15 protein-coding genes are annotated in these 14124 nt (G+C 54.8%); 8 read left to right on the top strand and 7 right to left on the bottom strand.

Annotated features, from left to right (window positions below; translation table 11 throughout):
- Positions 1–7: 7 nt before the first annotated feature.
- Positions 8–1933, bottom strand: a complete 1926-nt coding sequence (gene gspD, locus HB664_RS10250) for a type II secretion system secretin GspD (RefSeq protein WP_112778088.1) — start codon at positions 1931–1933, stop codon at positions 8–10.
- Positions 1934–1946: 13 nt separating this feature from the next.
- A complete protein-coding gene (gene gspC / locus HB664_RS10245; RefSeq protein ID WP_219940818.1) occupies positions 1947–2678 on the bottom strand; it encodes a type II secretion system protein GspC in 732 nt (243 codons plus the stop codon).
- A 300-nt stretch (positions 2679–2978) separates the two neighbouring features.
- On the opposite strand from gspC, the gene HB664_RS10240 reads away from it, so the two are divergent.
- Entirely contained in the window at positions 2979–4553 is a 1575-nt protein-coding gene (locus tag HB664_RS10240) for an ExeA family protein (RefSeq protein ID WP_219940747.1), read from the top strand.
- Complete coding sequence (locus HB664_RS10235) at positions 4553–5167, top strand: hypothetical protein (RefSeq protein ID WP_094934324.1); 615 nt, start codon at positions 4553–4555, stop codon at positions 5165–5167. Before HB664_RS10240 ends, HB664_RS10235 begins: the two co-directional genes overlap by 1 nt.
- 18 nt (positions 5168–5185) lie before the next feature.
- Here the strand turns inward: HB664_RS10235 and HB664_RS10230 are convergent, their stop codons facing one another.
- The 3 genes from HB664_RS10230 to HB664_RS10220 form a co-directional block, all read right to left on the bottom strand.
- Positions 5186–5809 carry a helix-turn-helix domain-containing protein gene (locus HB664_RS10230; protein WP_033145052.1) on the bottom strand — a complete coding sequence of 208 codons (624 nt, stop codon included), beginning with the start codon at positions 5807–5809 and terminating at the stop codon, positions 5186–5188.
- Positions 5810–6069: 260 nt separating this feature from the next.
- On the bottom strand, positions 6070–6900 hold the full coding sequence (locus HB664_RS10225; protein ID WP_094934325.1) for an N-acetylmuramoyl-L-alanine amidase: 831 nt from the start codon (positions 6898–6900) through the stop codon (positions 6070–6072).
- A complete protein-coding gene (locus tag HB664_RS10220) occupies positions 6897–7220 on the bottom strand; it encodes a heavy metal-binding domain-containing protein (RefSeq protein WP_023310944.1) in 324 nt (107 codons plus the stop codon). The genes HB664_RS10225 and HB664_RS10220 overlap by 4 nt, the downstream gene beginning before the upstream one ends.
- Positions 7221–7317: 97 nt before the next feature.
- Here HB664_RS10220 and HB664_RS10215 point away from each other — a divergent pair, with 97 nt between their 5' ends.
- The 6 genes from HB664_RS10215 (at position 7318) to artJ (ending at position 11860) form a co-directional block, all read left to right on the top strand.
- Positions 7318–7836 (top strand): lipoprotein, encoded by a 519-nt coding sequence (locus HB664_RS10215; protein WP_045403666.1) that lies wholly within the window; start codon positions 7318–7320, stop codon positions 7834–7836.
- Positions 7837–8062: 226 nt separating this feature from the next.
- Positions 8063–8791 carry an arginine ABC transporter ATP-binding protein ArtP gene (artP, locus tag HB664_RS10210; RefSeq protein ID WP_023310942.1) on the top strand — a complete coding sequence of 243 codons (729 nt, stop codon included), beginning with the start codon at positions 8063–8065 and terminating at the stop codon, positions 8789–8791.
- A 19-nt stretch (positions 8792–8810) separates the two neighbouring features.
- Positions 8811–9542 (top strand): arginine ABC transporter substrate-binding protein ArtI, encoded by a 732-nt coding sequence (gene artI, locus HB664_RS10205; RefSeq protein ID WP_033145049.1) that lies wholly within the window; start codon positions 8811–8813, stop codon positions 9540–9542.
- 6 nt (positions 9543–9548) lie between these two features.
- Positions 9549–10265: an arginine ABC transporter permease ArtQ gene (gene artQ / locus HB664_RS10200; RefSeq protein ID WP_023310941.1), complete on the top strand. Its 717-nt coding sequence runs from the start codon at positions 9549–9551 to the stop codon at positions 10263–10265.
- Positions 10265–10933, top strand: a complete 669-nt coding sequence (gene artM / locus HB664_RS10195) for an arginine ABC transporter permease ArtM (protein WP_033145048.1) — start codon at positions 10265–10267, stop codon at positions 10931–10933. Before artQ ends, artM begins: the two co-directional genes overlap by 1 nt.
- A gap of 195 nt (positions 10934–11128) precedes the next feature.
- A complete protein-coding gene (gene artJ, locus HB664_RS10190) occupies positions 11129–11860 on the top strand; it encodes an arginine ABC transporter substrate-binding protein ArtJ (RefSeq protein ID WP_021240923.1) in 732 nt (243 codons plus the stop codon).
- Positions 11861–11940: 80 nt separating this feature from the next.
- Here the strand turns inward: artJ and HB664_RS10185 are convergent, their stop codons facing one another.
- On the bottom strand, positions 11941–13410 hold the full coding sequence (locus HB664_RS10185; RefSeq protein WP_219940746.1) for an ATP-binding protein: 1470 nt from the start codon (positions 13408–13410) through the stop codon (positions 11941–11943).
- Positions 13394–14101 (bottom strand): response regulator transcription factor, encoded by a 708-nt coding sequence (locus tag HB664_RS10180; RefSeq protein ID WP_048979684.1) that lies wholly within the window; start codon positions 14099–14101, stop codon positions 13394–13396. Before HB664_RS10180 ends, HB664_RS10185 begins: the two co-directional genes overlap by 17 nt.
- Between the last annotated feature and the right edge of the window lie 23 nt (positions 14102–14124).

Below are 14124 nucleotides of genomic sequence, written 5' to 3'. Positions count from 1 at the left end.
TTGCGCCTTACTCTTTAAACGGGTTGCGGGACGACACCGGCGCACTGGCGCTCACCGGCGCGGCATGGCTCTGGGACGGATAGACTGGCAGCATCGGTGAATCCGCATTCTCTACGATGCCCAGCTTGTGCTCTTCCATACGCTGCTGCTGACGCGCCTGGATCTGCTCATATTTTTCTTTCGACGCCGCGCCGTAGTTGTCGTCGTCGCGCAGTACGGTGGTGTGGATAAACACCATCAGGTTACGTTTGGCGCTGTCCTGGGAGGTATAGCGGAACAGCTGACCCACAACCGGAATATCGCCCAACAACGGCACTTTCGAGACCGACTGTTTGGTGACGTTTTCCATCAACCCACCCAGCACCACCGTCTGCCCGCTGTGGACCATCACTTCGTTGTTGATGGTGCGGGTGTTGAACGTTGGGCCCAGGCTGGCATCGGCCGTCGAGGTGTTATCCACGCTGGAAACCTCCTGCTCGATCTTCAGATGGATCATGTCGCCATCGTTGATCTGCGGTACGATTTTCAGCTTCGTACCGACGGTTTTACGTTCCACCGAGTTAAAGACGTTATCGCCGCTGGTGGTCTGCGAACCGGAGAGGACCGGAACGTCCTGACCGACGTTGAACGACGCCTCTTTGTTATCCAGCGTCACCACGCTCGGCGTCGACAGAATGTCGTTTTTGCCGTTAGTGGACAGCGCCGTCATCAGCGCGCCAAAGTCGCCGTTAAAGAAACCGGTCGCCAGGCCCGTATAGCTGCCAATGACTTTTGACTTCTTGATCTGGCTGATCGGCAGGCCGGTCGAACCAAACTGAACCCCACCGTGTTTACTGGTCCACTGCACGCCCAGATCCAGACCGTTACCGTCCTGAACTTCGGCGATGATCGCCTCCACCAGCACCTGCGGACGGCGGATATCCAGCTTGTCGATCACTTTTTCCAGTGAATTCATGACGTTTGGCTGGGCGGTGATCACCAGCGAATTGGTAGACTCGTCGGCGGAAATATTCAGATCGCCTGCCATCGGCGCGGCTTTGCTCTTGCCACCGCCCGCTTTATCCTTCAATTGCTCGCCGATCCCCGTCAGCACCGGCACCACTTTGCTGGCGTTGGCGTATTTCAGGTAGAAGACGCGGGTGTTGCCCTCGTTGTTCTGCTCGCGATCGAGCTGGGAGATCAGCGTCCGGGTGCGCTGACGCGCGTCCGGGCTGCCGCTGATCACAAGGCTGTTGGTTTCATCGTCGGCGACCACTTTGGTCGCCAGCTGCGGGGCGTTTTGCCCTTTCTGCTCTTCATTGTTGAGGTTGTTCAACATGTCAGAAAGCTCTTTGGCCGAGGCAAAACGCAGTGGCACGATTTCACGGCGCTGGACGCCGCTTTGGTCCACACGCTGCACCAGATCCACCAGGCGGTTAACCACCGAGGCTTTGCCGGTTAACAGCAGCACGTTTGACGGTTCAAAATGGACCACGTTGCCGATGCCGGAGGCGTCGTTCAGCTGACGCAACAGGGGGGCCAGCTCACGTACCGGAACGTTCTCCATCCGCACCACGCGGGTGATGACTTCGTCGCCTTTGCCTGGGTTTTTGCTGTCGGCAATGGGTGCGCCCGACATGCGCGCTACCGAGGAGCGCACGACTTTCACCATCCCGTTATCCATCGGAATCACCGACAGACCATAGAGATCCAGCACGCTCAGGAAGAACTGGTAATATTCATCTTCCGTCAGTACGTTGTAGGTGCGAACCGACACCGTTCCCTGAACGGAAGGATCGACCAGAATGGTTTTATTGAGGTTACGCCCGACGGTATCGATAAATTCGCGGACATCGGTATTTTTAAAACTGGCGCTAAAGTTCGCCGCGAACAGCGAACCTGAATATAACGACAATGCGGTCAGCGCTACGCACGCCCATGGAAATTTCTTCATGTCTGTACACTTATTAATTGTTAAGAACATTGACCCGAATATTTTCAAGGTGAGCGTGACGCCAGATAACGACATCCGCTTCTTTCATTTTTGACCAGCGGGCAACGAGCTCTTTTGCCTGCGCCTCTTTAGTCATATCCACATCGTCAACTTTTACCACCACATCACCTTTTTCCAGGCCAGCATGGCTGTAGAAAGGCGACGCATTGCGTGGATTAATGTTGTAGCCTTCCAGCTGGCCTTTTTCGATTATTGGTTTTAACACCAGATAATCATCCAGATGCAGATTATCTAACCCTGCATCTTTCTTCGATTTGGTTACCGGGGCGCTGTCAACGCCGCCTTTGAAATAGTCCGGTTTTTTAAGTGAAATAACCTGCGGCGCGCCTTCATAATTCACCACCACATTATCAGGATGAATTTCGGCAATATAGGCATTGTCAAAACCGGCGAGCATTTCGCCCTCGCGATAGCTCTTTTGTCCTGCGGGAGTTTTTATCACCGCAAAGGACAGCCAGGCTTCATCGCTGCTGAGAATACCTTCGATTTCCGCACTGAGCGGCTTTTTCACCGCCGCTGGCTGTTTCGCTGGCATCACCGCCGGCGTAAAAAGCACAAACTGGGTTTCATCGTGACTTTTTTTTTGCATAGTCTTTTTTGAATCAGACAACCTGTTCGTCACTTTTTTATAATCTTTATAAACCATATACCCTTGCTGGCCGCAGAATATAAGCAGCACAAACATGACGCAGGGCATAATCAATAGAGTAACAAATGACATCCGCATTTTTTAACGAGCCTTTCTGCCAGTCAGTAATTCACAGCACAGGGCTGTATGAGTAAGTGGCGTAAATACTAATGTGTTTCCTCGCCCCCGCCCATTCACACTGCCGCTAACAATAATTTAGAAAAAGATTGATCGTTAAATAAACCTATGATAGAGGTCCAGACAGAATATTTTTATCCTGTATTCAAATTGCTCCTTTCGCCTATATCCTTTACTTTTCCGGCTCCTTGCTATGAATCAAAGAGACGGTAATACGCTATGTATATGCGCCATTTTAATTTCACTACCCAGCCTTTCCGGGCTATCACCCGGATGTCAGGTGATTTTTTTGTTCCGTATCATCAGGATGTGTTCGGTTTGCTGAAAGAGAAGTGCCAGACAACAGGCGTCACTGCGCTCTTTAGCGACGACAGCTATCTCGTGTCGCAGTTTTGCGATGCGCTGAAAAAGCATGACGGCACGCTGCTTGCCATTAACGCCTTCCCAAAACTCAGCGCCAGCGGCCTGCTCTATAAACTCAACGCCACCACTAAAGAGAGCAAAACCCGGATCCAGGCTATTGATGCCGTGCTGCGTCAGTGGCAGGACGAGATGTTGTCCCGCAAAACCACGCGTAAAGTGCTGGTCATTTCGCATATTCAGTCAATGAAAGCGAATTGCCATGAGGCACTGTCCATGCTGTTAACCCGCGCGCAGGAGCTGGATGTGCCTCTGTCGGTTGTGCTGATGGGATCGGCCGACCAGGAAGCCGCCCTCCAGCAGTGCGGGTTGCGTGAATATCTTCATACGCATCACACGCTCCGGCCCCCCACCTGCCGCGAGTCCCTGAGCTATATTCAGGCCCAGTGTGAAGCGCATGGCAGCGACGCGACGCCGTTCACCCGGGCCCGCATGCGCAGGATGCATGTTCTGACCAAAGGACAGACAGGCAAACTCAACGAGCTGGCGCACCTTGCGATGCTAGCCGCCTGGACCGAGCGTTCGGCGCAGGTATCGCCGCGCCATCTGCGCCTCGCCGCAGGAGAAGTTCTGCCGGCGAAACCTAAGGGCAAACGCCTTGCCGTTATGGGCCTTTTTGCCTCCGTACTGTTTGCCGCCTGCGGCTGGACATTGATGCCCACCATTACCGCCAGACTGCCGGTACAGCTGCCCGTGATGGCCAGCTGGAAACCGCAGGCACCAAAAACCGACGCCCCAGCGGTGCCGGTTATCGATAATGAAGTGGTGAATAAGCCCGATGCGATGCATCAGCTCTATACCATGTGGGGTTATGACGCCACGATGGAAGAGGCGCTCTGCCAGAACGCCGGGCAGGTCAACCTGATGTGTAAGGAGGGCAGCGCTCCGGTCGAAGAGCTGGCAAAAGAGGGTTACCCGTGGATCGGCGAGATCAAAACTGGCGATCACCTGAACTATGCCGTGGTGGCCAGAGTAGATGATAACTCGCTGGATCTGCTGATGAATAATCGCACCTGGCAGGTGAGCCGCAGCTGGTTTAACCAGCATGCAACCGGCAATTACACCCAATTGCACCGCCTTACGCCGCAGGGGAAAGATGCCGTGAGCGCCGAAAGCAGCGCCAAAGATCTGGGCTGGATGGATCAGCAGCTTAGCCTGGCGCTGAATCTACCTGAAACCCATACAAAGGCGTGGACGGCCGAACTGATGCAACGTACCCGCGAGTTTCAGCAGAAAATGCATCTGCACGTGGACGGGATTCCGGGTGAAGATACATTGATGCAGTTAATGCGTGAAACCAGGACTACGCCAAGCGTACTTATTCAGTCCGCAAATATATCTGCGACCCCCACCGCGCAGGAGAAACATTCATAATGTCGACGATTACTCTGGCTGCCCAGCGCAGCTATACCCTGAACGCACCGGTCTGGTTTTCTTACCGGCGCCCCTCGCTGAAAAAAGCGGTCTGCGCCACCCTGCTCTGGGTGGTGGGAATAGTGATGACGATCGCTGCGGGACTCTACGCTCATCTCTACTGGGATCTGCGCCATCCGGCACCTGAGCCAATAAAAGCGAGCGCCGTTAAGCCAGAAACGACGCTATCGGATATGCATTATGTCTATGTCAGTAAACCGTTCCCGCAGCCTGAACCAAAGCCAGAACCGGTAACAAAAGAGATGCCGCCGCTGCAGGAGATGCCCATTGATAGCGGCGATGCCGACTGGCAGCAGGCGCCCGACGGTGAAATGCCGAATAATCTTTCCCGGGATACATTGCCAGGGACAGAAGTGAGCCATTCTGCTATCCCCGAACGGGATAATACCGGTCAGACAGTTGATGACGGGGCGATCAAGGCATTATTGATGAAGGCGTTAAAAGAGCAGGAAAAAGATTATTCGCAAGGGAAAATGCCCGCGCCTCCTGTAGATGAATCCACGGCAGGAACGCAGGCAAATAATGTAATGAAACATAGCCCTCCTTTCAGTTAAAAAGGAGGTAAATAGCGATTAATATTTCTCTGGCAATACTGATAAATACATAAGGCGGCCTTTCTCAACCTGAATATAATTACCTTTCTTCAGGTCGGCTAGGATTTTAATAATGGTACTGCGGGCCAGGCTGGTATATTCCTGAATATAGTCATAAATATTGATATCGCGCTGATGGTGCACAATCAGTTCGTTAATTTCCAGCAAGAACTCGCGAACAATCGAGTACGCGCTGCGAGCCACCAGCACTTCGTCACGCTTGCTGAGCAGGCAAACGTACCAGGAGAGGACTTTACTCAAGGCTTCCCACAGGTTTTTTTCGCTTATCAGACGGACAAAATCATCTTTTTTAATGGTGCGCACCACGGTGTTGGCACGAACCAGGCCGTACATATGCGTTGAGTTGTAATAAATAGAGGAGAGACCAAAAATACATTTATTCTGTAAGGTGAACATACACAGTTCATCCGACTCGCGGCGGAATTCAACTTCACCGCTAACGATAAAATGAATATCTTCGTTGTTATCGGTACTGATACGCTGCCATTTGCGTAAGGTTCTTTCTTCAAAACCTTCAGTTGCCGCGATAAGGGCGTCAAGTTCTGCTTGTGGACGGCTATTTTTACTGTAGATACTTAACATTGTTATACCTATTAATATTAAATTGAAAAAGGTGAACGTGTGCAATCACAGCGCATAAACGCGTAGTCCATTTAACAAATGTAAAGTAAAGCTAAGACGTTAGAACATCCGTATTTCTTATTTGTCGTGCTGATATATTGTCAACCACGTTTGCGAGTAATTTCGACTGAGGAAACTATAAAACATTTACGACGTGAATGTGATTAAAAAATCAGTCCAAAAGAAGACCCTATAAAGGTGAAGTCGGGTAACCCGAAGGATTACCCCTGCCCGTAGCGCTCCAGCAGCGCCTCCGCGGTAGCCAGCGTTTCGCGATCGGCCACGCCGTCCCAGCGCGCCGGGCGAAAATGCATCTGAAACGCGACGATAACGCGCTTCTGCTGCGCGTTCGTCATGTTATCGGTCACCTCATAGCCGTAGCGCGACAGCAGATCGAGCAGCACCTTCGGCTCCACGAGCTCGTCGCGCGGCTTGCCGTTCAGGTAAAACGCCACCCGCGCCGGGTCGGGCCACGCCCCGATACCCTGCATGGCGAGCGCCTGCCACGGGAACAGCGGGCCGGGATCGTCTTTGCGCTGCGGGGCGATGTCCGAATGGGCCACCACATTTTCAGGTCTGATGTTGTAGCGGGCAATAATGTCTTTGGCGAGCGGAACCAGCGCCGCAATTTGCGCAGGCTCAAACGGCGTAAAATGCTTAACGCCCGACGTTTTTTGCCAGCCGCGGTTCTCCAGCTCAATGCCGACAGACGTATCGTTAATCCGGTTGGTGCCGCGCCAGAAGCTGATGCCCGCATGCCAGGCCAGTTCGCTTTCAGGCACCAGCTGCCAGATGCGGGGCTTACCGTCCGGTGCCGGGGGTTTAGCCGGGATCAAATAGTGAGAGCTGACGTTCTTATCCGTCAGCGTGGCCAGCGAGCTGTCAAAGTCATCTGCGGTGTAGTGGATCACCAGCACCTTGATGCGCGGGTAAGCCGCCTGCGCCTGATGACGCGTGTCCAGCTCGTAGGCGCCTTTGTCGATAATCCCTTTTTCCGTGACGCATCCTGCCAGCAACAGCGCCAGCAGGAGCGTGGCAAACGAACGCGTCATCGGAGGGTTTTCACCGCCGTACCGCTTACGCTCACCATCAGCATGCTGGCATCTTTCCCGACCGTTTCGTAGTCGATATCAATCCCCACTACCGCATCAGCGCCGAGGGCTTCCGCCTGCTCGCCAAGCTCTTTAAAGGCGATTTCGCGCGCTTTACGCAGCTCTTTTTCGTATGCGCCCGAGCGGCCGCCAACGATATCGCGGATACCGGCGAAAAAGTCGCGGAAAATATTGGCGCCGAGAATGGCTTCGCCGGTAACCACACCGCAATACTCGGTTATTGTTTGCCCTTCCAGGGTTGGCGTTGTTGAAAACTGCATGGTTTCTCTCCTTCTTTAGCGTTCAATGCCTTAGGCACAGCATTATCGGTTCGTTACGCTATGATTGAAAGGATAGTTAATAAATAAGGAAATCAACATGCGCTATTCTGCTTTAACACTTTTGGTGCCCTGCGCGCTGGTGCTCAGCGCCTGTACCACCACGGTCACGCCAGCCTTTAAGGATATCGGTACCCGCAGCGGCCCCTGCATTGAGGGCGGCCCGGACGCCGTGGCGCAGCAGTTCTATGATTATCGCATTCAGCACCGCAGCAACGATCTCACCGGCCTGCGCCCGTATCTGAGCGACGGTCTGGCAAAACTGCTTAACGACGCCACCCGCGATCCTCAGCACAACACATTGCTGAAATCCGATCCGTTCTCCAGCCGCACCACGCTGCCGGACAGCGCCGAAGTAGCCAGCGCGTCAACCATCCCAAATACCGATGCCCGTAATATTCCGCTGCGCGTGAAGCTGACGCAGGGAACCCAAACCTGGCAGGATGAAGTGCTGATGATCCGTGAAGGACAGTGCTGGGCGGTAGACGACGTGCGCTACGTTGGCGGCAGCGTTCATGCCCCGGCAGGCACGCTGCGCCAGTCGATTGAGAATCGCTAAACCCGCCGATACAACCCGGTAACCCCCGTAAAATGTGCGGCATTTCATGCGGAATGCCGACATTTATACTCGCCGACCTTACCGTTCGCTATTTTGTGCTATGTTTAAGAGGAAACACGGGTTATATTTAACTTTTAACGCATAAATATTGCATAACTATTCTGTCAACGGTACTATCTGCGGCCTCAATTGCTATAGATTGCCTGGATGAGTAAAGACTGCCCCGATGAGTATTAAACTAAACGGCATTAACTGCTTCTACGGCGCACACCAGGCGCTGTTTGACATCACGCTGAACTGCCCGGAAGGCGAAACGCTGGTTTTGCTTGGCCCAAGCGGTGCAGGCAAAAGCTCCCTTCTGCGCGTCCTTAATCTGCTTGAAATGCCCCGTTCAGGTACGCTGGCAATTGCCGGTAACCATTTTGACTTCGCTAAAACGCCGTCTGATAAAGCGATTCGCGAACTGCGTCAAAACGTCGGCATGGTCTTCCAGCAATACAATCTCTGGCCGCATCTGACCGTCCTGCAAAACCTGATTGAAGCGCCGTGCCGCGTGCTGGGGTTAAGCAAGGATCAGGCGATCGCGCGCGCTGAAAAGCTGCTGGATCGTCTGCGCCTTAAGCCTTACAGCGACCGCTATCCGCTGCACCTTTCCGGTGGTCAGCAGCAGCGCGTAGCCATTGCCCGCGCGCTGATGATGGAGCCTGCGGTACTGCTGTTTGATGAACCGACCGCGGCGCTGGACCCGGAAATTACCGCCCAGATCGTCAGCATCATTCGCGAGCTGGCGGAAACCAATATTACTCAGGTTATCGTCACCCACGAAGTGGAAGTGGCGCGTAAAACCGCCAGCCGTGTGGTCTACATGGAAAACGGGTATATCGTTGAGCAAGGTGATGCGAGCTGCTTCGCGAACCCGCAAACCGATGCCTTCAAAAACTATTTATCTCATTGATTGTGTCAGGGGAAATATAATGAAAAAAGTATTACTTGCCGTGCTGCTTGCTGGCGTTACCCTTTCCGCTACCGCAGCTCAGACCATTCGTTTCGCCACGGAAGCCTCTTACCCTCCGTTTGAGTCCATTGATGCGAACAACAAAATTGTTGGCTTCGACGTGGACCTGGCTAACGCCCTGTGTAAAGAGATCGACGCGACCTGTACCTTCAGCAACCAGGCGTTCGACAGCCTGATCCCAAGCCTGAAGTTCCGCCGTATCGACGCCGTGATGGCCGGTATGGACATCACCCCGGAGCGTGAAAAGCAGGTTCTGTTCTCTACGCCTTACTACGACAACTCCGCCCTGTTCATTGGTCAGAAAGGGAAATTCACCTCTGTCGATCAGCTGAAAGGCAAAAAAGTTGGCGTGCAGAACGGCACCACGCACCAGAAATTCATCATGGATAAACATCCGGAAATCACTACCGTTCCGTATGACAGCTACCAGAACGCGAAGCTGGATCTGCAAAATGGCCGTATCGACGGCGTATTTGGTGATACCGCGGTCGTAACTGAGTGGCTGAAAGCCAACGATAAACTGGCGCCAGTGGGCGACAAAGTGACCGATAAGGATTACTTCGGTACCGGTCTGGGGATTGCCGTTCGTCAGGGCAACACTGAGCTGCAGCAGAAATTCAACGCTGCGCTGGAAAAAGTGAAGAAAGACGGCACCTACGAAACCATCTACAAAAAATGGTTCCAGAAGTAATTCCTGATGAATGAAATTTTTCCTTTAGCAAGCGCCGCCGGGATGACCGTCGGCCTTGCCGTTTGCGCACTGATTATCGGCCTCGTGCTGGCGATGTTCTTTGCGGTGTGGGAATCCGCGAAATGGTTCCCCGTCGCCTGGACAGGCTCCGCGCTGGTCACCGTGCTGCGTGGGCTTCCGGAAATTCTGGTGGTCCTGTTTATCTATTTCGGCTCCTCACAGCTGCTGCTGACGCTGTCGGACGGTTTTACGATCAATCTTGGCTTTGCGCAAATCCCGGTGCAGATGCAGATTGAAAACTTCGACGTCAGCCCGTTCCTGTGCGGCGTGATTGCCCTCTCCCTGCTCTACTCCGCGTACGCGTCGCAAACCCTGCGCGGTGCGCTGAAAGCCGTGCCGCAGGGTCAATGGGAGTCGGGTCAGGCGTTAGGCTTGTCGAAATCAGCAATCTTCTTTCGTCTGGTCATGCCGCAGATGTGGCGCCATGCCCTGCCGGGCCTCGGCAACCAGTGGCTGGTGCTGCTGAAAGATACCGCGCTGGTGAGCCTGATCAGCGTTAACGATTTGATGCTGCAAACCAAAAGCATCGCCACCCGTACCCAGGAGCCTTTTACCTGGTACATTGTGGCGGCGGCTATCTACCTGGTGATCACGTTGCTCAGTCAGTACATCCTCAAGCGTATTGACCTGCGTGCGACGCGCTTTGAACGGAGACCAGGCTGATGCTTGAATATTTCCCCGAGCTGATGAAAGGGCTGCACACCAGCCTGACGCTGACCGTGGCGTCCATTATCGTGGCGCTGATCCTGGCCCTTATCTTCACCATCATCCTGACGCTGAAAACGCCGGTGCTGGTGTGGATTGTGCGCGGCTACATCACCCTGTTTACCGGTACGCCGCTGCTGGTGCAGATCTTCCTGATTTACTACGGCCCGGGCCAGTTCCCGTCGCTGCAGGAGTATCCGGTTATCTGGCATCTGCTTTCTGAACCGTGGCTGTGTGCCCTGATTGCCCTTTCGCTGAACAGTGCGGCCTATACCACCCAGCTGTTCTACGGCGCGATCCGCGCCATTCCGGAAGGACAATGGCAGTCCTGCGGAGCGCTGGGCATGAGCAAGAAAGACACGCTGGCGATCCTGCTGCCGTACGCCTTTAAGCGCGCGCTCTCCTCTTACTCCAACGAAGTGGTGCTGGTGTTCAAGAGTACCTCTCTGGCCTACACCATCACCCTGATGGAGGTGATGGGTCACGGACAGCTGCTGTACGGGCGCACCTATGACGTGATGGTGTTCGGCGCGGCAGGCGTGGTTTACCTGGTGGTTAACGGCCTGTTGACGCTGATGATGCGCCTGATCGAGCGTAAAGCGCTGGCGTTTGAGCGCAGATCGTAGGCCGGGTAAGCGCAGCGCCACCCGGCAAGAAGTGCATAAATGTGATTAATCAATGCGGATAACTTTTTGGTTATCCGCTTTTTTTTGCCATAAAAATAATACTTAATCATTTTTATTGCATATAAATTCATTAAATGGCATTGTACATCCATGCCGCAGACACGGCGCATAAATAAGACAGACGGGAGTATTACAATGAAAAAGTTAGTTCTGGCCGCATTGCTCGCCACCTTCGCCGCTGGCGCATCCGCAGCTGATAAAATCAATTTTGGCGTGTCCGCCACCTATCCGCCGTTTGAATCGCTGGATGCCAGCAACCAGATCGTGGGTTTCGACATTGACCTGGCGAAAGCGCTGTGCAAACAAATGCAGGCCGACTGCACCTTTACCAACCATGCCTTCGACAGCCTGATCCCGTCGCTGAAATTCAAAAAATACGACGCGGTGATCTCCGGGATGGACATCACGCCTGAGCGCAGCAAGCAGGTTGCGTTTACCGACCCGTACTACGCCAACTCGGCGGTCGTGATTGCGAAGAAAGGTGCCTATACCTCTTTCGATCAGCTGAAAGGCAAACGCATCGGGATGGAAAACGGCACCACGCACCAGAAATACCTCCAGGACAAACATCCTGAAGTGAAAACCGTGGCTTATGACAGCTACCAGAACGCGATTATCGACCTGAAAAATGGCCGCATCGACGGCGTGTTCGGCGATACCGCCGTGGTGAACGAATGGCTGAAAACCAATCCGCAGCTGGGCACCGCAACCGAGAAAGTGACCGATCCGCAGTACTTCGGCACGGGTCTGGGCATCGCGGTACGTCCGGATAACAAGGCCCTGCTGGAAAAACTGAACGGCGCGCTGAAAGCGATTAAAGCTGACGGTACGTATCAGAAAATCAGCGAGCAGTGGTTCCCGCAGTAAGATTTTTTTGCCGGGTGGCCCGGCCTACGGGGGTGGTAGTCTGTAGGCCGGGTAAGGCGAAGCCGCCACCCGGCACTCTCTCACAACGGCACAAAGAACCTGAACCGCGCCCCGCTCACCGACTCCATCAGCCTGATCCCACCGCCGTGCAGCTCCAGCATACGTTTCACGATTAACAGCCCCAGTCCGCCGCGATTCTCCCGCGATGCCTGGGTGTTCAACGCCGATGGCCGCTGGAACAGATCGTCGCGCAGCGAGGCATCCACGCCCGTTCCGCTGTCAGCCACTTCGACCTGAAGCCGTTCATTCTCCTGCCAGACCGCCAGACGAATTTCCCCGCCAGATGGCGTATGGCGCATCGCGTTATCGAGCAGGTTGGTCACCACGCGTTCGATCATCGACACGTCGGCGTTAATCAGCGGCAGCGGTCCCGGCACGTCAATATGCAGATTCACTTCTCGCGTGCGGGCGGTGAGCTCAAACTTCTGCGCCACGTCGGAAATCAGCTCCCCCATCGCGAAACGCTCGCGCTGCGGCTTAATGCCGCCGTGCTCAAGACGCGCCAGCTCGAACAGCTGCTGCGAAAGATGACGGACTTTTTGTCCCTGACGCAGCGCGGTGGCGAGATACTGCTGGTGCTCCTGCGGCGTCAGCGTTGCGGCTTTTAGCGACAGAGTTTCCAGATAGCCCAGCAGCGAGGTCAGCGGCGTACGGAGATCGTGCGAAATGTTGGCGATAAACTCCCGGCGCTGGCGATCGCTGTCGGCCAGCTGGTCCCACTGGCGGGTGATTTTGCGTGCCAGCTCGATAAAGCTGTTGCGCAGGATCGCCACTTCATCCTTTGCCGCCGCGTCCGACGGCTGCGCCGCCAGCTGTCTGATAGCGCTGATGCTGTCCTGCTCCAGCCCGGCGAGCTCCACCGTCAGCTGTTTTACCGGGCGCGTGACCCAGTACCAGATCAGTAAACCTGCCAGCAGGCCAAACAGCGCGACCCACAGCAATGACCACAGCACCGTGCTCCACAGCGCCTTATGCCAGGCCATTTCCGCCAGGGCGTTTGACTCTTCGCCCTGCAAAATAATGTACAGGTAGCCCTTAAGCTCGCCGTCCTGCCGCAGCGGCGTGGCGCTAAAGACCTTTTTATTTTGACTCCGAGGATCGTCGCCCAGGACCGGTATGGCGGTACCGCTCAGGAAGGTCTGAACCGGTGCCAGATCGATTTTTTGCCGCTGAATGTGGCCCGGCGGTGCGGCATCGGCCAGGATATCGCCGTCCGGGGAGACAACGTACAGCTCAACGCTCGGATTAAAGGTCATCAGCCGATCGAACAGCGGCTTGAGAGCCCTTCGGTCGACCCTGCCCTGCGCGTCCAGAATCGGTTCACGCTGGACTATCTGCTGCGCCAGCCCGCCCGACAGCCGCTGCACCATCGCGTTACCGTACTGCGTACTGGTGTAGAGCTGCACGGCGCAGGCGACGGTGGCGCAGAGAATCATCAGCAGAATGAACAGCAGCGTCAGGCGCTGACTCAGGCTAAAGCGGCGCATCATGATTTGGCTCCGCAAATTTATAGCCCTTGCCCCAGACGGTGCGAATAATCTCCGGCTCGGCGGCGTCCTTCTCAATCTTGATGCGCAGGCGGTTGATATGGGTGTTAACGGTATGCTCATAGCCTTCGTGCTGATAGCCCCAGACCTGCTCCAGCAGCGCCAGACGCGAAAAGACCTCGCCGGGATGACGGGCAAAAAAGTACAGCAGCTCGAACTCGCGCGGGGTGAGATCCACCACCTGACCGTGAAGCAGCACGCTGCGCGCCAGAGGATCGATGGTCAGACCGTGGGCCTGAATTTGACCGTCGGTTTGCGCCTGCCCCATCGCCTGCTGACGACGGAACAGCGCTTTTATGCGCGCAATGAGTTCCTGCACCGAAAACGGCTTAGCCAGATAATCATCGGCGCCGGTTTCCAGCCCGGTAATGCGGTCGGTCTCGCTGCTGCGGGCGCTGATGATGATCACCGGCAGGTAGCGCGTCATCTGACGGATACGGCGGCAAATCTCCAGACCGTCAACGCTGGGCAGCATCAGGTCGAGGATCACCGCATCCCACGGCTGTTTTTCAAGACGCTGTAAGGCCTTGCCCCCGTCGGGCTCGTGGGTGATGGCATAGCCTTCGTCTTCTAAATTGAGTCGCAGAAGCGCCGCGATATCGTGGTCGTCTTCCACCAGCAGGATCTGCTTCATGGGTAAGCCTTCAATCATTTCTT

It is taken from the genome of Enterobacter sp. DNB-S2 (genome assembly GCF_019443845.1).
GTDB classification, from domain to species: Bacteria; Pseudomonadota; Gammaproteobacteria; order Enterobacterales; family Enterobacteriaceae; genus Enterobacter; species Enterobacter asburiae_B.
Note: the sequence above shows the minus strand (reverse complement) of the source record. Positions and strands in the feature narration are given on the sequence as shown.